The sequence below is a fragment of the Bradyrhizobium icense genome (assembly GCF_001693385.1).
GTDB lineage: Bacteria > Pseudomonadota > Alphaproteobacteria > Rhizobiales > Xanthobacteraceae > Bradyrhizobium > Bradyrhizobium icense.
The window spans coordinates 7,371,867-7,396,344 of the sequence record NZ_CP016428.1 but is presented as its reverse complement, the minus strand read 5'-3'; the positions used below and the strand labels follow the sequence as shown (position 1 = coordinate 7,396,344).

The window sequence follows — 24,478 nt, the reverse complement described above, 5'->3', positions numbered from 1 at the left end:
GATCTCAATAACCAGTATTCGAGCACGGGCTATTCCGTCATGGGAAAGCCGGCCGAAGCGATCGTCTCGCTGTACTTTCGTGGCGACGGAGCCGTGCCCGACCTTGCCATAACGGGATCGGCCGTCGCCGATCTCATCGACCTCGGCCGGGGCGATGACACGATCAATGCCGGGCTGGGCGATGACGTCATTCATGGCGGTGCCGGTGCGGACATCATTGTCGGCGGTCCCGCGACCAACGGCGAACTGGCGGTAACAACCATTACCCTCGTTGGCTATGGCTCGGTGGTCGGCGCCGTCGGCGCGCAGGCGCAGATCAAGTTCAACGGCCAGCCGGTATCCGGACTAATGGAGTTCCAGCCGGCTGCGGATCCATCTGAATACCAGACCTTCACGATAAGCTTCGTCGATTTCGGTCCGATCGCCTCCATCGACATCAACCTGGCGAACGCTACACCGGGGCGGGCACTGTACATCAAGGATTTCCTGATCAACGGCGTCGCACTGACGCCGGCCGACGCCGCCAACGCCAGCTCGCCGGGCACGTTCGATCTCTACGTCCACAACATCCATGTCGATACGACCAACCACCAGGATTGGCTTTCCGGCGCAGCGACGGACAATGACGTGATCGACGGTGGCGCGGGCAATGATCTCATCACGGGGGGCGCCGGGAACGACATTATCGAGGGTGGACAGGGCATCGATACGGCAAAATTTTCCGGCGACGCGCGCGACTACGACATCTCGGTTGTCGACGGCCAAGTTGTGGTGAACGACAAGATCGCGTGGCGCGACGGCACCGATCATCTCACGCATATTGAATTCCTGCAGTTCGCTGACGGCGTCATCGACGCCAGCGGGCTAGTCGCCAGTCCGGCGAACAGCTCCGGCAGCACGCTTCAAGGGCTGGCGACCGATGGCAGCTCCGCCTCTCCGCCACAGGTCGATGGCGATGATGGGATCGAAAGTGTGCGAGCTGATGCGGAGGGGCGTCCCCTGGGCTTGAGGCCGTTTTTCGGTGGCGGCTACGATCGGCTCACCTTCGACCATCACGAGAGCTCACCTATCGGGAGCAGCTATGAGGCTGGAGGCACCTCGATCTCGAGGGCTGTCAGCTACATTCCAAACAGCGCAGGCCGCGATACCTTTATTTTCAGCGAGACGGTCAGACATGATGCGGCAGGTTTGAAGGCAGGGGGATCAATCCACGGCGTGAGCCAGATTGAGTCTCCGATCGTCGCCGATGTCGCGCATCTTTCCGCTCAAGTCGTCACCGTCCCCGGTCACGGTCATGATGCACCGGTCACGTCGCTGATATCGGATCATCTGCTCTTCACCTGATCGGGCAGATCAAGATTGTGTCGGGGTCGGGATTGTCAAATCTCGAATCGGTCACCAATGCCCGATCAGTCGGCTGATGCCGATGTTGCCAAGGAAGCTACGCGAAGCACGTCAACCGAAAACCCTTTCGAGAAATCCTAAAATTTGTGCGAAACAGCAGGGCGGGTTCATGCGTTGCGTTCCCGCAAGCCCTCACGGTGGCATCTGGCTGCAGCTTCCTGCGAGACCAATTGCAACCATCCGAATTGTTCCCAGTCCCGCATTGTTGCGCCGTCGTTGCATTCGAAATAGCATCGATTGCGAACAATGAGCGGGGCAGGGCAGAAGAAATGACATATGAGGTTCTTCTTTGCAGCTTTCTGCCGTCGACCATTCGGTAGCGAATACGGAACCCGCGCACTGGAAAAAACGTCTTCGCTGTCCTCGCTGCTCGTCGCCGCTGCGGAACGTGTGGTCACAACCAACCTGTTCGAACCGTGGCTGCGATTATAGCAGGGCCGGGTTTCCGATGGCCGGCGCACAACCGGTGCTGATCGATTTTGCAGCCAGTATTTTTGAACGTGGGATGTACGAGGCCGAGAATGGCTCGGCGCTGCAGCGGGACCTCAATCGACGTTCCCTTGGATCGCGGCTGCATCGTCTTACCTTCGGGGGCAATCCGGTTGCAGTCTCCAACAGCGCAACATTCATCGAGCTGTTGAAGCGGGAGTCGAGGCGGCCGGTTGTGCTCGTGGTCGGAGGCGGAACGATCGGTTTGGGCGCCGACGAGCTCTACCGGGACGATTCCATCGAATTGGTCGGAACCGATGTCTATGCCTCGCCGCATACGGCGCTGGTGGCCGACGCCCACAGTCTGCCATTCGAGGACGGCGTGTTCGATGGCGTCTGGGTGCAGGCGGTGCTGGAACATGTGCTGGAACCCGCAACCGTCGTTGCCGAGCTGCATCGGGTGCTGCGGCTGGAAGGCCTGGTCTACGCGGAGACGCCGTTCATGCAGCAGGTGCACGAGCGGGCCTATGATTTCTCGCGTTTTACGCAGAGCGGTCACCGCTGGCTGTTCCGGCGATTTTCCGAGATCAGCGCCGGACCGGTCGGCGGCGCCGGTGTGGCGCTTGAATGGTCGATCCGCTATTTCGCGCGCGCGCTCGGCGCGGGCAACAAGCTGTCACGCCTGATCGTGCTGCCGTTCTTCTGGATCCGATATCTCGATGCATTCGGCCGCGGCCGGGCCGCAGCAGATGCCGCCAGCGGCTTCTTCTTTCTCGGGCGCCGGGCCGAACAGCCGATGGATCCGCATGCCATGCCGGATTACTACAACCGGCAAAAATGAGGTTTGGCGAGCGGTGCGCGACTCTACGAAATGCCTTTGATCTTCTTGCACGGCGTCGACGACGTCGACGACATCCGTGCGACGTCAGTTACGGAGCGGATGGCTGGCTGTTCCTTGCGAGTAATGAAGCGCAGCACGCCGCGAGGATAGTCGTCGCAGAACTGCGCCAGCGTGGCGGCCGTCGCCGAAACACTGTCCTGCTTGGGGATCACCGCGATACCGCCATCGCGCAGGATATACGCATCCTTCACGTTGGGCATGGCCGATGCCGCGACGCAGATCTTGAACAGGTCGTTATAGGCCTGCGGCGTCAGCGCCTGGTCACCGCCGGGCGTGCCCAAGAGATACTCGCGGCTCTTGCGGCAATTCTCGTTGTCCGCCTGCGCCGCGCTGGTCGCGAGCGCAAGCAGCATCGCGGTCGCGGCCACTCGCTTCATGCCGTTAGTCCGATGTTGCGCGCTGCAGATGCCTGCCTGCCGGTGTAGGGCAGGCCATATGTTGTCGCGGCGCATCGTTCCCAGGAGAGGGCGCGGGCATGAGAGGATGCGCCTGCTGCGAGAATGGCGCGCAGATCCCGATCGGCGGCCAGCTCTGCGATCGCCTGCGATATGCTTTCCGCCGAAGGCGGCACGAGAATTCCGGTCTCGTCGGCGAGCACGGCGTCAGGCACGCCGCCGACGTCGGTCGCGACACTGGGCAGGCCGGCGGCTCCGGCCTCGAGATAAACCAACCCAAATCCCTCAACCCTGCCGCTCGTGTCGGGGAGACCCGTCAGGCAAAAGAAATCGGATGCCGCATAGAGATCGCGGATGTCTTCGTTCGATTGCGGGCCGAGGAAGCGAATATCGCAGGCCGCCGCCGCTTCGGCATCGCGTCGCAGACCGCTGACATAATCGGCTTCGCCGTCCGGGCCGACCACCAGCCACGTGATGCGGTTGCGCAGATCGTCCGGAAGCCGCGACAGTGCGGCAAGGGTCAGATGATGTCCCTTGCGGCGCGTGATCCGCGCGACCGTGATCATCACCAGCCGGTCTTCCGCCAGCCGATAGGCCAGCCGTACCTCTCGACGTTTCCTTGGTGCGCCGAACCAGTATTCCGATACGCCGAGATTGATCGCGCTGATCCGGCGCGGGTCGACGGCAAACCGCTCTCGGAACAGCGTCTCGGTAAAGCGGCTGTTGGCGACGACTTCCGTCCGCGGCCCGAACACTCCGGCACCGCGGATCGCCATGCGCTTCAGCGGTGTCTGCGTTTCGTTGATCTCGGTGCCATGCACCGTCATCAACACCCGTGCAGGCGTTCGCCATCTCGAAAGCGCGACCGGAATGAAGAACGGCCAATCGGCGGCATGGATCACGTCATATCGATCCCCGCGCACGCCGCGGCGCGTCAGCATGATCTTGCGCGGCATGTCGCGCATGGAGTGGAGACCGCCGCTGTAGCGAGCGACCTCGAAGGGCAGGGATCGGTCGTCGTCCGCAGTCTGTCGCGCGTAGTCCGGCGCCACCACGGTTACCTTGGCGCCGAGCCGGCTCGCCGCCGCCGCAATTTCGCGCGCGTAAGTCCCAATTCCTCCCATCGCGGGGGCGAACTCGCTGGTCAACAGAAGGATGTTCAACCCGGTGCCCTCAATAGGTCGGCGCCGCGGCGGCAAGTCCGCGGGCATCCTGAATTTCCTGATGATAGCGGAAGACCCGCGCGAGCTGAGTGCCCGGCGTGAACGACCTGATGGAGTCGGCGATCTGTACCGGATTGATCGCGCCCGCTTCGATGGCATCCCGGACATCGACGAACCGCTGCACGAGCGCATCGACCATGTCGTCCCGACTGCCGTTCCGCGCCACCAGATAGCCGCTGTCGCCGGAATGGATCACGGGTTCGAGCTGCGGCAGGTGCATGGCGACGACGGGCCGGCCCACCGCCAGGGTCTCGAGCACGCAACGCGGCATGCCTTCGAATTCGGACGTCAGGATGCCGGCATGCGCACTTGCCAGCGTCTCCGCCATGCCGGCGGCGTCCTTGAAGCCGTGGCGAACGGTGATGTCTTCGATCGCGGCGAACTCCTCGAACCGGTGCGGGTCGCTGGTGCCGATATAGTGAAACCGCACATCGCCGTTCAATCGCCGCCGCAGGCGGTCGATCGTGCGAAACATCAGCGGTGGATCCTTGAACTCGTCGAGCCTGCCGGCGAACACGATCTGGAACGGCGACGATCTCAACGGCCAGAGTTGCGGCTTGAAGATATCGGTGTTGACCCACGTCCAGAGCGTGTCGATCTTGTCCTTGCGGCGCGGATAGGTCCGCTGCAACCGCTCGGTGATGAACGGATTGACGCAGAGAAACTTCTCGCTCATGGCGACGGCAAACCGTTCACCGGTATTGTGGACGAAGGCGTATTTCCGCAGCAGCGAATCCATCTGCAATTTCGGCGCCCCCTCGCCATGCAGCATCTGCACGAACGGCAGCCGCAAGATCGCCGGCAACCAGGAAAATTCCACCCGCCGCAGGTCGACCGAGCACCGCCTGGCGCGGATCAGCCTTGCGATCGGGCCGAAGTGGCGGAGCAGTGCCATGAAGAATTGCCCGGTCAGCGAGGTGCGGATGCTGCGGGCCGCTTCGCGCGCCTGCTGGTCCGAATAGTGCAGGATCGGCAGGAAGTCGAAGCCGCGACCTCGGAATGTCATCCGGTGAAGCTTGCCGAGCTCCAGCTCGCCGGTCGAGTCGACGCCGATGAAGAGGATATCGGTGTCGGTCGGGTGAAATGTGATGAAGTCGCGGATGTATGTTTCGAGGCCGCCGACCTTCTCGCCACGCGGATCAAACGGGTGAATCAGACAGATCTGGTAACGTGGCTTTACCCGGTTGGCATTTCGCGCCCGTAGTGCCAGGGTCAATGTTGAAGTCATGCCGCTTTCCTCATGCGTGCCTGGACGATTTGCGGAATGGTTCGCGCAACGAGGCGCGGAACAATGGTCATGCATTTGATGTAGCGGGGGCCGAGCCGTCGCGGCTCGCGCAGCATGCGCCACGCCCATTCCATCCCGGTTCGGCGCGCGATAGACGGCGCGCGGCTCTGTGTGCCGGCGATGAAATCGAGCGCGGCCCCGATGCACAACACGCCGGTTCCATCGAGTTCGTCGAGGCATCGCGCCGCGAACAGCTCCTGCCGTGGCGCACCCAGCGCGACGAAGCAAAGTCTGGCGCCCGAGGCGCGAATGTGCTCGATCGCAGCATCTGCCTCGCTGGAATAGGGATCGAATCCCGGTCCCGGCGCAAAGCATCCCGCGATCTGCAGTCCCGTGAATCGTTCCGACAAACGCCGCGCCGTCACGTTCAGCGTGAGATTGTTTGTGCCCAACAGAAAGACCGGGAGTCCTTTCTTGCGAGCTTCCGCGCAAACCGGTTCGACGAGATCGGCGCCGGTCGTGCGTTCGATTCGTGTGCCCATGAGGCGGCTCAGCACGACGATCGGGAACCCGTCGGCGGTGACAAATCTGGCGCGGCGGTAGGCAGCGCGAAAGTTGGCGTGGTGCTGAAGCTGGACAACGTGGTCGAGATTGAGTGTGCAGACGCTGAAGTTGTCGCCATGTTGCGCCGCCGACACGATCGACGAAACGGCTTGGGGAAGGGAGGGAACATTGATCGTTATCCCATCGACAGTGAGGCTTGGCTGCAACTGCGCTGGTGGTTCCAACATGTCGACTCCTGCTGATGACGTGATCGAGACGCGTTCGTGGGGACTATCGACAGGCGCGTTTGCTTCGCGACGGGGAACTGCGTGTCGAAATTTTCTCGACTGACATTCGTCACGAAATCGAACTAATGCGACGCAACGATGGCGATGCCGCGTTGCGAACAACGAGACATCGCGGCGAATCATTCACATGATGGAGATCAGCTATGCAGGAGTGGTCGAGGCGAGATGCGCTCGCCCTCATCGCGGGAGCAGGCGTTGCTTCGTGCGGGAAGGAAGTATTCGCCGCGCAGCCTGCGCAGAGTCTCGGCGACATCGCAGCTCGTAACGGAATCGTGTTCGGGGCGGCTGCAGGTCCGGTGATCGACAAGGACATTGCTTACCGCGAGCTGTATCGGACGCATACTCGCATTGTCACAACAGACGTTGCAATGAAGATGGGAACCATCGTGCCGAAACCGGGACCGAAGCGATTCGAAAGCGCAGATCGTCTGCTGCAATTTTGTGCGAGTCACAATATTCCGATGCGCGGCCACTGCCTGATCTGGAACGAATGGGTTCCGCAATGGATCAAGAGCATGAGTGGTGCCGAGCGTGAAAAGTTCTTCGATTCCTATATCGAGGAAGTTGCTGCCCGCTATGTAGGCATGTTGCATTCATGGGATGTCGTCAACGAGCCGTTCTGGCCTGGGCACAAAGCGCCCGGCGGATACAGGCTCGGCCCGTGGTACGAGGCATTCGGTACCGGCTATGTGCGCCGCGCCTTCGAGCGCGTGGCGATGGTCGACCGAAAGACAAAATTGGTTCTCAATGAGGCACAGAGCGAGCGCGACGACGACGTCGGCATCGCGGTTCGTCGCGGTCTGCTGCAACTGGTCGACGAATTGAAGCATGCCGGCGTGCCGCTGCATGCCGTCGGATTGCAAAGTCACCTGCAGCCGCGCTACCCGCACGATCCCGGTCGCTTTGCCGAATTCCTTCACGCGCTCGCCGGACGTGGAGTCGATATCTATCTGACCGAATTCGACGTGCGCGACGACACGTTTCCGGACGACATCGCAGTGCGCGATGCCATGATCGCCGAGACGGCAGAGAAGTTCCTGACCAACGCGCTGCGCGTGCCGGCCGTCAAGGTGGTGATCGCGTGGGAACTTGCCGATAACTACTCGTTCTATACCGATGCGGCGAAGAAGAAGGATCCGCTCGCGCAACGGCTGCCTCGGCCGCTTCCATTCGATTCGTCGATGCAGAAGAAGCCGCTTTGGTTCGCGATGGCGCGCGCATTCGAGAATGCCAGGAAGTCGTAGCCGCCAACATGTCGGGTGCGCTCACGCCCCCGAATGCTGGGGGCGTGGCCGAAGCATCCGCACCAGCGACGGTGCATAGAGCAGGGCAAGCGCTGCGAAATAGCTGGCGGCGCCTGCCGCAATGTGGGCCGCCAGAATCGGGATCGTCCTGGCCTCCGGAAATATCCGCAGCACGGCCGCCATGGCGATGGTGGCCAATACGATGCGCACGAGATGGCCAACCGGAAGGCGCAGGCCAAACCGCGTGAACCCGATCGAGAAACTCACGGTGGCGGCGGCCAGTGCCGCCAGAACCGTGGCGGCAGCGACGCCGGGCAGTCCCCACCGCGGCAGCAACAAGACGCTCAACACCACGGTCATCGACGCGTCGATCGCGGCAATGGCCATCATCCAGCGCGTGCGGTTTTGCAGGAGAAATACCTGGTCGCCGAAATGGGCGCGCAGGTTGCGGATGGCACCAGCGAGCGTCGAAAGCGGCAGGATGGCGAGCGTCACCGCCTGGAACGGCGCGGCGATCAGGAGATGCACGATCTCCGTTCTCAGCATGATGATGCCGGCGAGGCTTGGCGCCAGGACTGCGACAAGGAGGGCGCTGTTGTTGGCGAGCTGGCGCATCCCAGCCTGGTCGCCGTGCTGCTCCATGCTTCTCACCGCCAGCGGGAAGGCCGCTGCCGTTACCAGCATGGCCGCGACCGCCGCGGCCCGCTGGCCGAGGCCGTACCCGACCGCAAACAGTCCGGCGGCAGCCACGCCGGACATTTCGTTGACGATGAAGCGCGATGCATTGAGGCCGACCCAGCCGAGCGCGCCGCCGATGATCAGCGGAATGCCGTAGCGCAGGGCGTGGACCACGATCTCCCGGTCGATCGGCCACAGGCGGTGACCCCAGCCGATCCAGGGCAGGACGATGAGCGCGGCCGTCAGTTGCGCGGCCGCGTAACCTGCAAGTGGCCAATCCGGGGATTGGCCGAGCAGTTTGATCAATACCAGGCCCAGGATGAATCCGACGGATGGCCCGAACACTTGCTGGATCGTGTAGACGCGGATCTGCTGCCGCGCGCGGGCGCGCTCGCCGATATAGAGATTGAGCGACCGGGTCATCACATAGGCGACGGAGGCCAGCAGAAGGCCCGTTCCTGCGCCGGGCGCGATGACCAGATGCAGAATTCCGATGATGGCCGCGCTCTGCAACGCAAGGGATGCCAGCAAGACCGCGTTTTCGGTGCGATAGAAGCGCGGCGCGTCGTTGGCGTCCTGGTAACGTCCGAGGAAGCGCAACGCAAATTGCGACCACCAGGCGAGGAAGCCGATCTGCAGCAATTCGTGCGTGGCCGTGATCAGCGTGATGACGCCGAGCGTGTGCTCGTCGACGACATGCGTCCATACGATCATCGCCAGAAGCTGGAACAGCGGTCCGACGAATTGCGCGGGCAGATAGAGCAGGGTGTGCTTCAGGAGCATGGTCTATGCACCCAGCCAGCGGCAGATTCGGGGCGAGGCGAATTGCCGGACGGCCAGCAGCGCAGCGGTAGAGACAAGGGCGGTCAGGATGCAGGAAACGGCAAAGCTGGAGACGCCGCCGAGCTGGCGCATCCCGGTGTGATCGCGCAGCGCCATCACGATGAAGATGTGCCAGAGATAGATGAAGTAGCTCCCTGAGCCGATCCACCCGAGTAGCGGCAACCTCGGCTGGACGGCAAACAGTGAAATGCAGAACAGGGCCGCATAGAGGAAGAACGCGGTCGAATCGTAAGTGGCGGCGTCGCCGAGGTTGAGCATGCGAACGGCGGCATAGAGCAGGTAGGCCGCCAGCATGGCGCCAAGCAGCGAGCGGCAGATGCCTCGGTCGGTGAGGTCTGCGAACATCGCGGTCAGCGCGCCAAGCGCGGCGAACGAGAACCAGAACGGAATGTCGCGCATGCGGATTTCGTCGAGCAGTGCCTCCGATGCGCCAAACTTGGACATGGCCGGGTCTAGATAACTGCCGGCAAGCAAGCCGCAGCCGATCGAGAGCAGCAGCAGAGTCGCGATCCGTTGCCTTGGAGCGGTTTGTCCGTCCCCGCCCGCTGCAAAGACGAACCACAGACCGAGCGTGCAGCAGACATAGACGAAGACGTAATAGTAGACGAATACATATCCCAGCCCGAACCGGGCGAGCGTCGTGCCGATGCGATGATCCATCGCGGGATTATGCAGGGCCATGTAGATGTAGGCGGCCGCGAACGCGATTGCGTAAGGGATCAGGGTCGCCCGTAACCGCTTTGCGAGCGGCACGCGGCCGGAAAGCGCCGTCAGATATCCGGAAGCGAACAGGAACACGGGCACGCAGGGCCGCAGCGCCGCATCGAGCGATTTTGCCCAGTTCGCATCGAGCGGCTGCGGCAGCGAATGAATGCCGATCACCATCAGAATGGCAATGCCGCGCATGGCGTCGATGACGGCATCGCGGGCTTTGGTCGGCGCATGCGCGAGGCTCAGGGACGACGGATTTGCTGATACGCGTTCGACGACCGTCATGATGTGCTCTCCTGCCGCGAGATCGCTGGAGACGGCACTTGCTTGAGGGCGCGGCGGTCGTAAGCCTCGGTCAGATATCGCCGCAGCGGCGTTTCGAACGTGCGCAGCGAGACGACGCTCGCGAATGCAAGAACGATGATTGCCGCCGGTGCCAGAAGCAGCCGTTCATGCGGCGACAAGGAAAGCAGGCGCGATCCAAGGGTGATGACGACGGTCGCAACCGGAATATGCAGCATGTAGCAGGAATAGGTCAGCGCCGACCAGCGATCGAAGCCGAGCCGCGACAGCAGCGTCGCGCGGCCGGCGCAGTCCGCCTGAACCGCCAGTATTGCGATGACGTAGATCGCGAGCAGGGCGGTCATCGTCGGCAGCAGGGAGCCGAGCATGATGAACGCCGCCAGAGATATCGCCAACGCGCCGGGTATCGCGGGCCACTGCGCGATCCGGTCGCGAAACAGATAGCAGGCCATGCCGAGGCTGAAGGCAGGCAGCGCCCGGAACGCGCCGCCCTGGTTGATCCAGTCGGCCCAGGGTGTCGTTGCCGCTACCCACGCCCAAAATGAGTTGGCCAGCGCGGCAAGGACCACGAGCGCAATGACCGCCTCGTTGCGGCGCCGCGCGATCAGCGCGACGAGCGGGAAAAGCAGATAGCAAAACATCTCCGCCGAGAGCGACCAGCTCGGGAAGTTGAACGTCAGGCGCTCGCCGATGAAGGCGTGAAGCAGCAGGAACTGCGCGGGCAGGTCGGAAAGCGGATAACGGGCTGGGTTGTCGGTTCGGGCGGCGCCGAAATGGAGCGCGCCGGCAAGCGCCACATAGAAGGCGAGTGTGGCGAGATGCAGCGGATAGATGCGGGCGAGGCGACGCCAGAGAAAGCGGCCGATCGATGCGGCATCGTCGACGCGGCCGAAATATTGGCGGGCGATGACAAAGCCGGAGACCACAAAGAACAGGTCCACGAACAGATTGAAATGCCAGGTGTGCGCGACCATGAAACGGCCGACGGGCAGGTCCTTGAAGTAATCGGAATAGTGAAGGATCACCACGGCGCCGGCCGCGATGATCCGCAATCCGTCCTGGTGCCTCGTGGCGCTCGTGTCATGCAAGGCGGCGGTACTCCGGCGTAGCGCTTCCCTGGAGGTGAGCAAGGCGGGCGATCAGGCTGATGACATTCTCGCGGTCGCTGCGGGCCAGATCGTTCCATCGCGTCAGATTTCGGACCGCCTGCCCCACGTATCGGGCGCGCCAGTCCTCGTTCGAAAGCGCAGCCGCGATCTGCGCGGCCGCCGAAGCGGGATCTGCGGTATCGATGTAGATGCCGGACTCGCCGAGCACCTCGCGGAAGATGGCCGCATCGGGGGCGACGATCGGCAGGCCGGCGTATTGCGCCTCCAGCAGCGGCAATCCCAGGCCTTCGTCATGGGAGGTGCAGATGAACAGATCGGCCGCTTCAAGCAACTGATTGACGCGATCGGCCGACTGATATCCGTGCAGCGTAACGCCCGGCTGCCCCTCGAGGGCTTGCCAGTCGTTGCCCCATCCCGGCCTTCCGACGATATCCAGCGTCGCGTCCGGAAATCCCCGCATGTGCAGCACGTCGAGGATTTTCGCCGCCGCGCCAAAATTCTTGCGCGGCTCCACCGTGCCCAGCGCGATCAGCCGAAGCGGCTGGGGCTGCGCGCTTCGTTCGCCGCGCCGTCCGGGGTCGAGGCCGAACACGTTGCGCACTGCGGGCCGGTAGAGCGTCACTTCGGCATCGGACCGGCAATGCGCGGCAAGCTTGCGCCTGGTGTCGCCGGAATTGGCCAGAAAACGCGGATAGTGACGTAACGCGAGCTTGAAGGGACCTGCCATATAGAGCCGCGCCCGCATGTTGAGCTCGGCGCGTCGCGTGATCAGGAAGTCATCGTGAATATAGGGCAGCACCCGCGAGGCGAACGGCCGCAGTAGCGGACTGGGCGGAAAGCCGGGACATAGCAGGATCGAGGACGAAGCGGCGAGCCGCATCGGCAGGCCCAGGGTCTGCGTCGTCAGCATCTGGCGAAGGCCTTGCGCCGTCACCGGCACGACGTCGAGCGGCGCAAGCGCGGCGGCGGAGAACAGCTCCAGCGTGATGCGTTCGAGGCCGGTGACGTGGCGTCCGAGGTGGGTGTTGTCGACGTAGATGGCCATACGAAAGGGAATCCTAAAGTTATGCCGGAACGGACCGGTAGGTGACGGGCGTGCGGACTTGCGCCGACGCCTCGACGCGCCGCCGCTCGCGCGGCAGCAGGACCGAAATGAGGATCACGAACTGTGCGAGCTGAATGTTCTTCGACGAGAAGCTCACCGAACTCGCGGCGATGACGATGATCAGCAGCACGATCGCCCACACGGCGGGGTTCGAACGGCGCAGCAACTCGACGAAGAAGCAGATCAGTCCGATCGTCAGAACGACGGTATGGACGAGGCCGAACTGGACGATTGCGGAAATCCAGAAGTTCTCGATGCCGTAGTTGAGGCCGAGCTGCGACTGCAACGCGTTCACCCGGACCGGATTGGGCCCGAGGATCAGTTCGTGCCAATCGAAATGCGAGAGCAGGCTGAAGGTGGCAAAGCGCGCCAGCGCGCTGCCTTTGTCCGAGGAGAATCGCAGCAGCATCTTGTCGAAAATGCCGAGGTCGAGCGCGGCGAAGATGATGGCGCCGGTGGCAAACAGCACGCAGATGGCGAGAATGGCCGCCGGAAGCTGCGTTCGCTTTCCGCGCATCAGGCGGATCGCTTCAAAGCCCCCAACCAGCCCGATCATCGCCAGCACCGTGACCAGCGACGTCCGGCCGCCAAAGGTCATCAGTGACGCCAGGCAGAATGCGATCAGCGGCAGCCGTACCAGGAGCGGCGGGCAGATCGCCGGACGGAGCACCAGCGCGAGCACGTAGGCGCCGACGATGCCGGATGCCGTGAGCGGGTGACCCAGCAGCGCCGCGGAGCGCCATTCTCCCATCACCTCCACGTCGCCGAGCGTCAGCGGGATCAGCCGATGGCCGGAGAAATACTCATAATATCCGAGTACGACGTTCAGCAGGATCGTCAGGTGAATGGCCCAGACCAGCGGGCGTCTTTGCGCCGGCGACAACTGCCACATCACCAGCGCAATCAGGACCGGCAGCAGGAACGTGTCGATGATGATCGTGAACGGCCGTCCGAGCACGATCACTTGGATCAACAGAAACAACCAGCAGAGCAGATAGGCTAGCAGCAGCTTCGATTCGGAAAACATCCGGTTGATCTCGGCGACCGGGCCGCGGCTGCGTATCAGCAGCACGGAGAACGCGAGTACCGTGAAATAGGTGGCGGGGTGCAGCTTCTCGTAAAAATTTCCGCCCGCCGTCAGATAGTGGATTCTCCAGTTGGTCAAAACGGATGATGAGAGCGTGAACGTGGCCATCACAGCAAGCAGCATCAAGCCGGTCGCGATCCGCTCAATGAACGCATCGGCATTCGTGACGCGCGCATGCGCATGTGAAGCCGGCCGCCGTGCCGGTGGCGCAGGGGGACGCCGATGCACCCGTGCGGCGGCGACACCGGCCGGTCCGTTCAACGGTCCGCGCGCTCTCACCGCGCCGCTCCGGCATTCAGGGCCGTGGTGCCGTACGGCTTCAGGTAAGCCGAACTGCGGTAATAGTCGTAGAACTGCAGGCGACTGAGATCGACGCGGGTCAGCACCGTTCCCATGATCCGGTCACTGACGGGAGCAAGCAGGTCCATGGCATGGGACAGCACTTCGCGGGGGGTCTGGTCCCAGGCCAGCGCCAGAATGATGCGATCGGCCAGTTCGGCGAGCGCGCGGCCATCGACCAGCGGCACCAGCGGCGGCGAGTCGATCACGATCAATTCGTAGCGGTGGCGGAAGTGATCGAGAACATCGACGATCCGGTCGGAGAACATCAGCTCCGTGATGTACTCGACCTGCTTGATCCTGGTCGACGGCAGAATGGAAAGCCCCGTGCTTTGATCGACGAGGATGGCGCGCTCCGGGGCGGCGTGTCCGATCGCGACTTCCAGCAGTCCGGCGTCGGCGCGCGGACACAGGGAGCGGGTCACTTGTGGATTGCGGAGGTCGCCATCGATGAGCAGCGTTCGGATGCCGAGAGTCGCCAGCGACTGCGCGAGGTTGATGGCAAGCGTGGTTTTGCCCTCGCTGTCGAGCGCCGAGGTGACTTGCACGACCTTCACCGGCTGGGACCGCATCGTCCGTTGCAACGACAGGCGGACCGCGCGGATGGCCTCCGCGAAGAACGTGCCGGGCTCGTCGATCGCGTAGCGCGTCAAAGGCGGCTGCAACGGCGCTGGCAGAAGCTTCGTGGTCTTCGGATCGTAGCGGCCGAGTTCGCTACGCCCACGCTTGGCGAGACGGGCAAGCTCTCGCGTGCCGATCAGCGGAACCGCGGCGAGGGCCGGCACACCCGCAATGGCTTCGGCCTGTTCGAGCGTCTTGATGCGGCCATCAAGATAGTCGGCAAGAAACGCCAGCACGCTGCCCGCCCCGAGCCCGAGCATCATCGCAAGGCCGAGGATCAGCATCGTCTTGGGTGACGACGGCCTGATCGGAATGCTGGCCTTGGTCACGATCCGGGAATCCGGCATCTCCAGGCTCTCTTGCGCGGTGGTCTCCTTGGAGCGCGCCAGATAGGATTCGTAGAGCGTGCGGCTGGCCTCGGCCTCGCGCTGCAGTTCGCGTAAGCGTACCTGGGCCTGGCCGGAGGAGGTGGACACGCCCTGGAGCTGGTCCAGGTTCTGCTGCAGGGACACCTCACGCGAACGCGCGACGTCATAGTCGTGCTTCGTGCTCTCCAGTATCCGCCGGATTTCGTCGTTGATCAGCTTCTGGGTGTCGCGCCGCTGCGCCCGCACATTGGCGACGAGCGGATGACGTGCGCCGTATTTGCTCGACAGATCCGCCTCGTTCTTGGCGATGTCGGCATACTGGGTACGCAGCTTGGTGATCATTTCCGAGGAAATGGCCGCGTTGATGCCGCCGGGATCGCCGCCCGATTTTGCAATGTCCTGGACCTGCTCGTACTTTGCCCGCGCCTCCGCCGTCTGCACGCGCGCAGCGATCAACTTGTTGTTGAGGTCGGTGAGCTGCTGGTCGTTGAGCGTTACGCCCTGCGAGACCATCAGGTTGTTGGCCGAACGAAAGTCCTCCACCGCTTTCTCGGACGCAACGACCCGCGACTTCAACTCGTCGATCTGGCCGTTGAGCCAATTCGCGGCAATGCGCGTGGCGTCGTGTTTGGCGCGGACCTGTTCGTCGAAATAGGCGTCCGCAACCGCGTTGGCGATGGTTGCGGCCTTCTGCGGCGCTTCCGAACCGACGGCGATGTCGACGAGGAAGGTGGTGCCTTGCCTTGTTACCTTCATCCGTCTCTGAAGGATCTCGACCGATCGCGCTCTGGCGGCGTCTTCGGGGCCCGCGCCATTACTTGGCCCGCTGCTGCTGAACAGCCGTCTGATCGGATCAAGGAGGCCGGGCTTGGGCTTGAATTCCGCATCCTCCGTCAGCTTCAGCTTATCGACGACGCGCATCAATATCGCGACTGACTGGATCAGCAGTGTCTGGCTTTCGATGGTCGCATCGTCCGTGCCGAAGTTCGACAGCACGGACTGGTTGGTCTCGACGACATTGGCTCGGCGCGGATCGACCAGCACGGTCGACGTCGCCACATATAATGTGGTCGCGAGCATCAGGTAGGTCAGCGCCAACCCGAGCAGGACCGCGACCGGAAGCACCACCAGCCTATAGCGACGGCGGAGGATGCGGCCCATCTCGCGCAGATCGACGGTCGGATACTGCCAGCCTTCCGCCTGGCGAAGCGGAGGATCGTCGGGGACCACATAGGGCAGGTCAGAATTGCGCTGTAACATTCATTCCTACCAGGTGTTTGTCGAAGCTGAAGACGGGAACATCGCTGTCGCGCTTGGTGTAGCGGTAGTAGGCGGAAACGGCGCCGAACCGGTTGACGAGATATTTGACCCGCGTGTCTGACGTCAGCACGTTGTCCTTGCGGAGCTGACCGAAGAACCGGTCGTTCTCGTAGCCGCCCGCCACTGACAAGATGATGTTGCGACGCAGTTCGTAGTCGACGCCGAGCTGAACTGCGTTCGCGAGCACGCCGGTGGCGCTGGTGTCGGAGGTCTGCGTGACGAGCTGTTCGGCATTGAAATGCACGTCGAGCAGGCGGGTGGGCCGCCATGTCAGCCGTGCGCGATAGGAAGGGCCCTCGATCATGCCGATCGAGGGATCGTCGAAACGCTGCTGGACGTAACCGGCGCCGAATTCGCCGGTGACCAGGTTGCTCAGCCCGATGGTGATGCCGGAAAGTGCGCGATAGCCCTGCGAGTCCAGGGTGTGGCCCGGCGTTCCCCTGATGTCGCGCTGATTGCCTTCGACGCCGCCGAACCAGCCGAGCGTGGAAGAGATCGCATAGTCGATCCGGCTGTGCAGTGCATAGATCTGCCCGTCGCGAGCATCCTGGTTGATGACGCTGCCGTCCTGCGCGCGCGTCGATTGAAAGTCGTAGGAATCGGTGCGGAAGCCGATCGAGGTCGTCAGCCGGTTGAACTCCCTGCGCAGCGTGACGTCGCCTGACATCAGGTTATATGGCGTTGGCGATATCGCGTTACTGGGCGATCCGAGCGTGCCGACGCCTTCGTTCAGATGCGCGATCTGAAAGCTGCTCAGCAGCATCGTGTCTTTTGTAATGTCGAGCCAGCCGTTACCCTTCAGGCTGGCATTGGTCTGGTTCAGGCTCGAATTCTGGTTGTAGAGCGTCTGCTGCGCATTCAGCTTCAGATCAACGCCATGCCGTCCCCATAATGAGTGCGCGCGAAGGGTGGGCTCGATCACCGCCGCGATGTCGGAACGCTTGGTGGAGTTCGACGCAAAGACGTTGCTGTCGTAAAAAGTGCCGGCGGTCAGCGACGGGTTGAACATCCAGGAGCCGGCGCGAATACCGACGGGTTCATAGCCAGGCTGTTGTCGCTTCTTCACCGGCATGTCCTCGGGCGGTATCTCTTCGCGGTTGTCCGGATCGGTCCTGTCCGGCAACGATGACGGTTCGAAGATCTTCTGCGCATTCCAGGGCGAAGCGAACTCTCCGCTGGTCCACGGAATGGCTTGTGCATGCGCGGACGATCCGAGACCGAGCAGGATGACCGCCGCCGGAGCGGGCAACAGGTTGAAGCGGCATCGGCCGGGCACGCCTATGGGACGGAATCGCTCTCCGCTTCCTTCAGACGCAATCAGCGATGCAGACTCGAATCCCATCACCCATCCCTTGCGGGAACGCGAAGGCGGCGAACACTTGTCGGGCGAAGCCCATCGCTCAAAAAATGATCGTCGACTGCGCATAAGAACGGCAGGCCTCATACTCGATACGCGGGCGCAAGGGTTTTGAGTTGTGAGATTGAAGTGATGCGCACGCTTGCAACGCGCCTTGCCGGAAAAAGTTTTCCTCGCGTCGCAAAATATTTCGCATGTGCAAAATGCGAACTGTGACAACAGCGCAACACGCGCCATCATCTGCTCACGAGCGGCATCACCTCATCTGCAATTCCGAAACGCTAGAAGTAGCGCTCCGGAATCCGAATGTTGTCGCCGGGATAGACCGGAACCGGAGCATCGAGAGGGTAGGTCTCTTCCGCGCCGGAGCCTGCGCGGCGGAGAAAGACCTTGTTTTCATTGGCGCGGTAGGTGAATCCGCCGGCGCTCGCGACCGCGTCCATGACCGTCAATCCATTGCGGTAGGGATATTCGCCGCTCTTCTTTACTTCGCCGAGAATGTAGTACGGGCGATACTGCGCGATCTCGACGTTGACGCGCGGATCGCGCACGATTCCCTTTGCAAGCGCGGATGCGATCGACTTTTCGAGCTGCCGCGTCGTCGCGCCAGCAGCCTTGATATGACCGGCGAGCGGAATCGAAACCTGACCGCCATTGTCGATTTCATACTCGCCGGTGATGTCGGGTTCGCCGTAGACCTTCAGCCTGATTCGATCGTTCGGGCCGAGAACGTATCGTTCCGCAGACGATGCGGATGGTGGCGTCTGTGCCGACGCGCGAATCGAAAATCCGGCACTGATGCCGGCAACTACAAGGACGAAGAGAACGAAGGGAAGCGTCGGGCCGGCGCTGGACGACCGTTGCTGCATGGCTGCATCTCCATGAATGCACGTAACAGCCGCGGATCATATGGAAGCAAAAACGGCGAAAGAATGTGATGACGAAGTTCCATGTGCCCAATATGCGCGCACGCGTTAACGAAACGTTTGCATACGAGTTACAGGAAGAGGATCGACGATCCTTCGATCGCAATGCAGGTCAACATTCCCGTCCGCCACGCCGCAGTATCGATGTTGATTCGGTTGGACCTGATATCCGGACGCGGCACTGGCGTATGACCGTGCACGATGAATTGTTCGTGATCCCGCGTGGAGTCGAGGAACGCATCGCGAATCCAGATCAGATCGTTGGCGTCCTGATGCTCGATTGGCACGTCCGGACGAATGCCGGCGTGCACGAACAGGAAATCGCCGCACCTGAACTGATTACGCAAACATTGCATGAACAGTTCGTGAGTGCGCGGGAACGCGTCGAGAAAGCGGCGATGCACCTCGTTCGCCGTCTCGGTTCCGTCGTGCAGTTCGACTCCATACGATGCAAGCGTTTGCATGCCGCCCAATTGCAGCCAGTACTGCAGGATGTCGGGATCCTGAAGGAACCCTTCCATCACGGCCTCGTGGTTGCCGCGCAGACATACTGCGTGATTGGCAACGAGCCGGACCGCGAGCAGGTCGATCACGGTCCTGGAATGTGGTCCGCGATCAACGTAATCGCCGAGATAGACCTCGATCGCGCGCGCGATCGGTCTACGCATTATGTCCTCGTCGATGCGCTCAACGATCTCGGTCAGCAGGTCGGCACGGCCATGGATGTCGCCGACCGCATAGATGCGTGTATCGGCGGGCGTTGAAGCGTTAACGGAGCGTGAAGGTCGCGCAGACGATCTGTGCATGGCATGCAATGTCGATCATGGAACCGCGCGGCGGTCAATCCATGACACCACGTGCCGAGATGGAGCCACAAGTAATAGATCAGAAGAAAAGCAGACTGATCAGGATCACGATCGCGATCCACACGATCGCGTTCGCGATGATGATGCGGTTCCTCAGCCCGCGGTCGGGCGACAATCTGCCGTGCGGCACCAGCGCGCGGCTTTCCAGACGTTCGGCCATCATGAGCGCCTCCCTGGAAGCGTTCCGCAAAGTGGACGGCTCGCGAATCGCTGCCGTCTCTGTTTTTTCGAAGCTTCGACCATCGTGCTCACGCCGTTCGTCAGGCTGCGATCGAATCGCTTTAGCTTCGATGAACAATCTCGTTCAAATCAACGACGTGACGGCCATTTGTTGCCCGTACAGCGACGCTGCACCTGTTCAATTGACGTCGAGAATCGAACAACGGATTTTGTTCCGCGATTTTCGAATATGCATAGCAGCGTCAAGTCACACGCAGCTCATTAACCAGGCAAATCGAGACTAAGCATCTCCGAACAAACCGGAATATCGCGTCGCACAAATCTCATGAACGATTCAGTTCCGTCGAGTGCGGCACCCGCTTTCGCTTTTGCGCCAAACTTCGCTCAAGATTCTGGAAAGTGTTAGCGACCGCGAAGTGCGGACGTTCGCTGCTGCGAAATCGTCGCACCCGTTGTCGAGCAACTCGACGTGCTCGATCACACTCCGGTTCCCGCAGAGAGGAGAGTCATGGCCTCCATCGTGACAGCCAGCTTCGATCGGAACAAGGTTGCGCCGATTCGAAGAGAGCGAACTGAGATCTCGGTCCGTCCTGTCGAATTTGCCGGCGGCGGTGCGCATCGCGCGTACCGGGTCCGCCGGCGGCCGCGCCGGAGCGCGCGAACTGAACCGTCCTCGTCGATCGCAAAGCGCATCTTTGACGTGACCGCGGCGAGCGGCGCGTTACTGTTCTTCGCGCCTCTCCTGATCGCGATTGCAGTCGCAATAAAACTGACGTCGCCAGGCCCGGTGCTGTTCTTTCAATATCGCTACGGCTATCGAAATCGCCGCTTCAAGATCTACAAGTTCCGCACCATGCGTGCCGATGCGGGCGATGTGCGCGGCGTAAGGCAGACGGTCCAGGGCGACGCGCGCGTGACGCCGGTGGGGCGAATTCTGCGCAAGACCAGCCTCGATGAGATTCCGCAACTGATCAACGTGATCAAGGGCGACATGTCGCTGGTCGGGCCGCGGCCGCATGTGCCGGGAATGCTGGCGGTGGATCTGCCCTACGAAGACCTCGTGCCGTATTACTTTCAGCGGCACACGGCGCGGCCGGGCATTACCGGGCTTGCGCAGGTCAGCGGCTGCAGGGGAAGCACGGCCGAATTCGGTCCCGCGGTTTCGCGGATCGATTACGATCTCGATTACATCGAGAGGTGGTCGCTGCGGATGGACATCATGATCATCATCCGCACCATCCGCAAGGAATTCCTGTCCGGAAGCGGATTCTGACGGACCTCAACGTCGCAACATCGAAGGACCATGCAATGCCGATGATCGAGCCGCGCGGCCGTATCGTACCCGTTCTCCTGTCCGGCGGCGCCGGCTCGCGGCTGTGGCCGCTTTCACGCGAAACCTATCCCAAGCAACTGCTCTCGCTGCTCGGCGAGAGCACGTTGCTGCAGCAAACGGCGCTGCGGGTCGACGATCGCTCGCTGTTTACCGATCCGATGGTGATCGCAAACGCCGAGCATCGCTTTGCGATCGGCGAGCAGTTGCGCGCGGTCGGCGTCGACCGTCCGACCATCGTGCTCGAGCCGTTCGGAAGAAACACCGCTCCTGCGGTTGCGGTTGCGGCGTTGCTTGCCAGCGAAGCCGATCCCGACGCCGTGATACTGGCGATGCCGGTCGATCATTGGGTGCGCGACCACGCTGCGTTCCGCGCCGCCATATCGACGGGCGTCACGGCCGCGCGCTACGGCCGGTTCGTGCTGTTCGGCGTGCGGCCTTCGTCGGCCGCGACCGGATTCGGCTATATCCGGATGGGCGATGAGCTGGAAGCCGCTTCCCCGATTCGCAACGTTGCCAGCTTCGTCGAGAAGCCGGACCTGGTGACGGTCGAGCGTCTTTTGGCCTGCGACGAGCATGTCTGGAACAGCGGGATATTTCTGCTGCCGGCGCGTCAGTTCATTGACGAATTGGCGCAGCGGGCGCCGGAGGTCCTGGCTGCCTGTCGCAATGCGTTGATGGGCGCAACCCGCGATCTCGATTTTCTCCGACTTGACGAGCGCGCTTTCGAGACGTGTCCGACCATCTCGATGGACTATGCGATCATGGAGAAGACCGACAATGCGGTGGTGGTTCCCGCCACGTTCGACTGGAGCGATGTCGGAAGCTGGTCGGCCTTGTGGTCGATGGCGGAGAAGGATTCGTCGGGCAATGTCGTGATTGGCGATGCGGTAGTGGAAGATGCTTCGGGGTGCTACGTGCGGGGCGACGGCCAACTGGTCGCGGCGCTCGGTGTCGAGGACCTCGTCATCGCCACGTCGCCGGACGTGGTGCTGGTGACCAGCCGGAAACGCGACCAGGATGTCGGAAAACTGGTCGAGCGCCTGAAGGCAAACGGCCATCGCTCGGCAACCCAGACCCACAGCGTCCACCGCCCCTGGGGCTATTATCAGTCGATCCATGCCGGGGAGCGGTTTCAGGTCAAGCGTATCACCGTCAATCCCGGGGCCAAGCTTTCGCTGCAGAAACATTATCATCGCGCCGAACATTGGGTCGTGGTGAACGGCACCGCGATCGTGACGCGCGACGACGAGGAAATCCTGCTGCGAGAGAACGAGTCGATCTTCGTGCCCCTGGGATGCATGCATCGCCTGGAAAATCCCGGAAAGGTTCCCCTCAACCTGATCGAGGTCCAGTCCGGCGCCTATCTCGGGGAGGACGACATCGTCCGCGTGCAGGATATCTATGACCGCGTTTGAGGTGTGGTGGGGTGGGAGGCAGCATCCGCATCGAGGCGTGCGCGCGCGACACGAAGGGAGGCAGCGATGAACCCAAAACAACACGTCAAGGAGCTGGTGAAGGATGCGTTTCCTTCGATATGGCTGCAATGGCATTTCATGAAGCGCCCCAAATCGGCGGAACGGGAACTGTCCTATCTGGACAAGGTCATTCCCGACGACGCGGTGACGGTCGACGTCGGCGCAAACTGCGGCCTCTACACGCGGCGGCTGGCGCGCCTTTCCCGGCAGGTCCACGCCTTCGAGCCTTCGCAGCAGATGGCGAGATTGTTGCGCCGAACCTCGGCGCGCAATGTGAGCGTCCACGAGATCGCGCTGTCGGATCATGACGGCGGCGCCGAGTTGTACATCCCGCAAGGTGAGGATGGTTTAGTGTACGGCCTTGCCTCGCTGGAGGCGCGAGCCGATTCATCGGAGAGACTCGTTTCCGCCCACGTGCCGATCGCGCGCCTCGACGCTGTCATTGACCAGGATGTGGCGTTCGTGAAGATCGACGTCGAAGGTCACGAGTTGAATGTCCTGAACGGCGCCGTCGAGCTTCTGGAGCGCTGCCAGCCGGTATTCCTGGTGGAGGCGGAGGATCGCCACCGTGCCGAGGCGACGCGCTCGGTGTTCGAATTCTTCCGGAACAAAGCCTATCGGGGGTTCTTCCTGAAAGACAACGACGTGATCGGAGTGGAACAGTTCGATTCCCAAAGGCTTCAGGACGCCGATGCGCTGCGGCCGGACGGCGGCCGCAAGAACGGACAGTTCTACGTCAACAACTTCTTTTTCTTTCCCCGTCATCTCGACGGCGAATCGATATTGAGCAGCTAGCTCGTCGTTTCGCCGCCTCTCCGCCGGCGCGGCCTTTCAGACAGGAACCGTAATGCATATAGCGATGATTGGCGCCGGCTATGTCGGGCTGGTGTCGGGGGCGTGCTTTTCCGATTTCGGGCATCAGGTCGTCTGTATCGACAGCAATGCGGAGAAAGTTGCGAGCCTCGACAACGGGGAGATGCCGATCCACGAACCCGGGCTTGCCGAACTGGTGGCGCGAAACGTTGGTCAAGGTCGCCTGTCATTTTCGAGCGATCTGAAATCCGCCGTCAGCGGTGCGGAAGTGGTGTTCATCGCGGTAGGCACGCCGTCACGCCGCGGCGACGGCCATGCCGATCTCTCCTATGTCTATGCGGCAGCGCGCGAGATCGCCGGCGTGCTTCCCACTCAGGCGGTGGTGGTTACCAAGTCGACCGTTCCAGTCGGGACCGGTGACGAGGTCGAACGTATCATCCGCGAACAAAATCCCACCGCCAAAGTTACCGTCGTTTCCAATCCCGAATTCCTGCGCGAAGGGGCTGCGATCCGCGACTTCAAGCATCCCGACCGGATCGTCATCGGAACGGACGACGCGCGCGCCCGCAGCGTGATGGCCGAGGTATACCGGCCGCTTCACCTCAATGCATCGCCGATCCTCTATACCGACCGCCGCACCGCGGAGCTGACGAAATACGCGGCCAATTCCTTTCTCGCCACCAAGATCGCCTTCATCAACGAAATCGCCGATCTTGCCGAAAAGGTCGGCGCCAATGTGCAGGAAGTCGCACGCGGCATCGGCCTCGACAACCGGATCGGGCAGAAATTCCTGCACGCAGGGCCGGGCTTCGGCGGCTCCTGCTTTCCAAAGGACGCGATGGCGCTGATCAAGACCGGCCAGGACAATGAAGCGCCGGTGCGCATCGTTGAAACGGTGGTCGCCGTCAACGACCAGCGCAAGCGGGCGATGGCGCGCAAGGTCGCGAACGCGTTCGGTGGCAACATCCGCGGAAAATCCATTGCGGTACTTGGCGTGACCTTCAAGCCCGAGACCGATGACATGCGCGATGCGCCGTCGATTCCGCTGATCACCGCGCTGCAGGACATGGGGGCCGAGGTGCGCGTGTTCGACCCCGTCGGCATGGAGCAGGCAAAGAAGGTGTTCGAGAACGTCACCTTCTGCGACAACGCCTATCGTTGCGCCAAGGGATGCCACGCGCTCGTCATCGTCACGGAATGGGAGCAGTTCCGGGCACTGGATCTCAAGGAATTGTCCACCATCATGGCCTGTCCCGTCATCGTCGATCTCCGCAACATCTACTCTCCGGAAGAGGTGGAACGGAACGGCTTTCTATATTGCGGCGTGGGACGGCCGAAATCGGTGGCGTACTGACAAGCATGAGCCGTC

Annotated in this window: 21 protein-coding genes; 7 read left to right on the top strand and 14 right to left on the bottom strand. The window is 62.1% G+C overall.

What is annotated here, in order from left to right; all coding sequences use genetic code 11:
• Nucleotides 1-39 precede the first annotated feature (39 nt).
• Together LMTR13_RS43215 and LMTR13_RS34300 are read left to right on the top strand one after the other, a co-directional pair.
• Nucleotides 40-1,344: a hypothetical protein gene (locus LMTR13_RS43215; RefSeq protein ID WP_418219820.1), complete on the top strand. Its 1,305-nt coding sequence runs from the start codon at nucleotides 40-42 to the stop codon at nucleotides 1,342-1,344.
• A gap of 508 nt (nucleotides 1,345-1,852) precedes the next feature.
• On the top strand, nucleotides 1,853-2,674 hold the full coding sequence (locus LMTR13_RS34300) for a class I SAM-dependent methyltransferase (RefSeq protein ID WP_156795901.1): 822 nt from the start codon (nucleotides 1,853-1,855) through the stop codon (nucleotides 2,672-2,674).
• A 23-nt stretch (nucleotides 2,675-2,697) separates the two neighbouring features.
• On the opposite strand, the gene LMTR13_RS34295 is transcribed toward LMTR13_RS34300, so the two are convergent.
• The 4 genes from LMTR13_RS34295 to LMTR13_RS34280 are packed head-to-tail and all read right to left on the bottom strand — an operon-like array spanning nucleotide 2,698 to nucleotide 6,371.
• Nucleotides 2,698-3,111, bottom strand: a complete 414-nt coding sequence (locus LMTR13_RS34295) for a hypothetical protein (protein ID WP_197520961.1) — start codon at nucleotides 3,109-3,111, stop codon at nucleotides 2,698-2,700.
• On the bottom strand, nucleotides 3,108-4,340 hold the full coding sequence (locus LMTR13_RS34290; protein ID WP_065731606.1) for a glycosyltransferase family 4 protein: 1,233 nt from the start codon (nucleotides 4,338-4,340) through the stop codon (nucleotides 3,108-3,110). Before LMTR13_RS34290 ends, LMTR13_RS34295 begins: the two co-directional genes overlap by 4 nt.
• A complete protein-coding gene (locus LMTR13_RS34285) occupies nucleotides 4,303-5,580 on the bottom strand; it encodes a glycosyltransferase family 4 protein (RefSeq protein WP_065731605.1) in 1,278 nt (425 codons plus the stop codon). The genes LMTR13_RS34290 and LMTR13_RS34285 overlap by 38 nt, the downstream gene beginning before the upstream one ends.
• Nucleotides 5,577-6,371 carry a WecB/TagA/CpsF family glycosyltransferase gene (locus LMTR13_RS34280; protein WP_065731604.1) on the bottom strand — a complete coding sequence of 265 codons (795 nt, stop codon included), beginning with the start codon at nucleotides 6,369-6,371 and terminating at the stop codon, nucleotides 5,577-5,579. The genes LMTR13_RS34285 and LMTR13_RS34280 overlap by 4 nt, the downstream gene beginning before the upstream one ends.
• 203 nt (nucleotides 6,372-6,574) lie before the next feature.
• On the opposite strand from LMTR13_RS34280, the gene LMTR13_RS34275 reads away from it, so the two are divergent.
• On the top strand, nucleotides 6,575-7,675 hold the full coding sequence (locus LMTR13_RS34275; protein WP_065731603.1) for an endo-1,4-beta-xylanase: 1,101 nt from the start codon (nucleotides 6,575-6,577) through the stop codon (nucleotides 7,673-7,675).
• Nucleotides 7,676-7,696: 21 nt separating this feature from the next.
• Here LMTR13_RS34275 and LMTR13_RS34270 read toward each other — a convergent pair whose 3' ends face one another.
• The 10 genes from LMTR13_RS34270 to LMTR13_RS34225 all read right to left on the bottom strand — a co-directional run bounded on the left by LMTR13_RS34270 (nucleotide 7,697) and on the right by LMTR13_RS34225 (nucleotide 19,606).
• On the bottom strand, nucleotides 7,697-9,136 hold the full coding sequence (locus LMTR13_RS34270; protein WP_065731602.1) for a lipopolysaccharide biosynthesis protein: 1,440 nt from the start codon (nucleotides 9,134-9,136) through the stop codon (nucleotides 7,697-7,699).
• A gap of 3 nt (nucleotides 9,137-9,139) precedes the next feature.
• Nucleotides 9,140-10,192, bottom strand: coding sequence for an acyltransferase family protein (locus LMTR13_RS34265; protein ID WP_065731601.1), 1,053 nt, complete (start codon nucleotides 10,190-10,192; stop codon nucleotides 9,140-9,142).
• Nucleotides 10,189-11,298, bottom strand: a complete 1,110-nt coding sequence (locus LMTR13_RS34260) for an acyltransferase family protein (protein WP_197520960.1) — start codon at nucleotides 11,296-11,298, stop codon at nucleotides 10,189-10,191. Before LMTR13_RS34260 ends, LMTR13_RS34265 begins: the two co-directional genes overlap by 4 nt.
• Nucleotides 11,291-12,364, bottom strand: a complete 1,074-nt coding sequence (locus tag LMTR13_RS34255) for a glycosyltransferase (RefSeq protein ID WP_065731599.1) — start codon at nucleotides 12,362-12,364, stop codon at nucleotides 11,291-11,293. The genes LMTR13_RS34260 and LMTR13_RS34255 overlap by 8 nt, the downstream gene beginning before the upstream one ends.
• Before the next feature lie 19 nt (nucleotides 12,365-12,383).
• Nucleotides 12,384-13,790 (bottom strand): VpsF family polysaccharide biosynthesis protein, encoded by a 1,407-nt coding sequence (locus tag LMTR13_RS34250; RefSeq protein WP_197520959.1) that lies wholly within the window; start codon nucleotides 13,788-13,790, stop codon nucleotides 12,384-12,386.
• Complete coding sequence (locus tag LMTR13_RS34245; protein WP_065731597.1) at nucleotides 13,787-16,099, bottom strand: AAA family ATPase; 2,313 nt, start codon at nucleotides 16,097-16,099, stop codon at nucleotides 13,787-13,789. Before LMTR13_RS34245 ends, LMTR13_RS34250 begins: the two co-directional genes overlap by 4 nt.
• Nucleotides 16,080-17,501 (bottom strand): outer membrane beta-barrel protein, encoded by a 1,422-nt coding sequence (locus tag LMTR13_RS34240; RefSeq protein WP_083219340.1) that lies wholly within the window; start codon nucleotides 17,499-17,501, stop codon nucleotides 16,080-16,082. Before LMTR13_RS34240 ends, LMTR13_RS34245 begins: the two co-directional genes overlap by 20 nt.
• A gap of 296 nt (nucleotides 17,502-17,797) precedes the next feature.
• The gene (locus tag LMTR13_RS34235; RefSeq protein ID WP_065731595.1) at nucleotides 17,798-18,385 is read right to left on the bottom strand and encodes a polysaccharide biosynthesis/export family protein; all 588 of its coding nucleotides are present in this window, start codon (nucleotides 18,383-18,385) and stop codon (nucleotides 17,798-17,800) included.
• 128 nt (nucleotides 18,386-18,513) lie between these two features.
• Complete coding sequence (locus tag LMTR13_RS34230; RefSeq protein WP_065731594.1) at nucleotides 18,514-19,248, bottom strand: metallophosphoesterase family protein; 735 nt, start codon at nucleotides 19,246-19,248, stop codon at nucleotides 18,514-18,516.
• Between the two features lie 79 nt (nucleotides 19,249-19,327).
• Nucleotides 19,328-19,606 carry a hypothetical protein gene (locus LMTR13_RS34225; RefSeq protein WP_065731593.1) on the bottom strand — a complete coding sequence of 93 codons (279 nt, stop codon included), beginning with the start codon at nucleotides 19,604-19,606 and terminating at the stop codon, nucleotides 19,328-19,330.
• A gap of 390 nt (nucleotides 19,607-19,996) precedes the next feature.
• On the opposite strand from LMTR13_RS34225, the gene LMTR13_RS34220 reads away from it, so the two are divergent.
• From LMTR13_RS34220 to LMTR13_RS34205, 4 genes are all read left to right on the top strand, one after another.
• Nucleotides 19,997-20,761: a sugar transferase gene (locus LMTR13_RS34220; protein ID WP_065731592.1), complete on the top strand. Its 765-nt coding sequence runs from the start codon at nucleotides 19,997-19,999 to the stop codon at nucleotides 20,759-20,761.
• Nucleotides 20,762-20,802: 41 nt separating this feature from the next.
• Nucleotides 20,803-22,236 carry a mannose-1-phosphate guanylyltransferase/mannose-6-phosphate isomerase gene (locus tag LMTR13_RS34215; protein WP_083219527.1) on the top strand — a complete coding sequence of 478 codons (1,434 nt, stop codon included), beginning with the start codon at nucleotides 20,803-20,805 and terminating at the stop codon, nucleotides 22,234-22,236.
• A 66-nt stretch (nucleotides 22,237-22,302) separates the two neighbouring features.
• Nucleotides 22,303-23,091, top strand: a complete 789-nt coding sequence (locus LMTR13_RS34210) for an FkbM family methyltransferase (protein ID WP_065731590.1) — start codon at nucleotides 22,303-22,305, stop codon at nucleotides 23,089-23,091.
• A gap of 52 nt (nucleotides 23,092-23,143) precedes the next feature.
• Entirely contained in the window at nucleotides 23,144-24,463 is a 1,320-nt protein-coding gene (locus tag LMTR13_RS34205) for a UDP-glucose dehydrogenase family protein (RefSeq protein ID WP_065731589.1), read from the top strand.
• Nucleotides 24,464-24,478 lie beyond the last annotated feature (15 nt).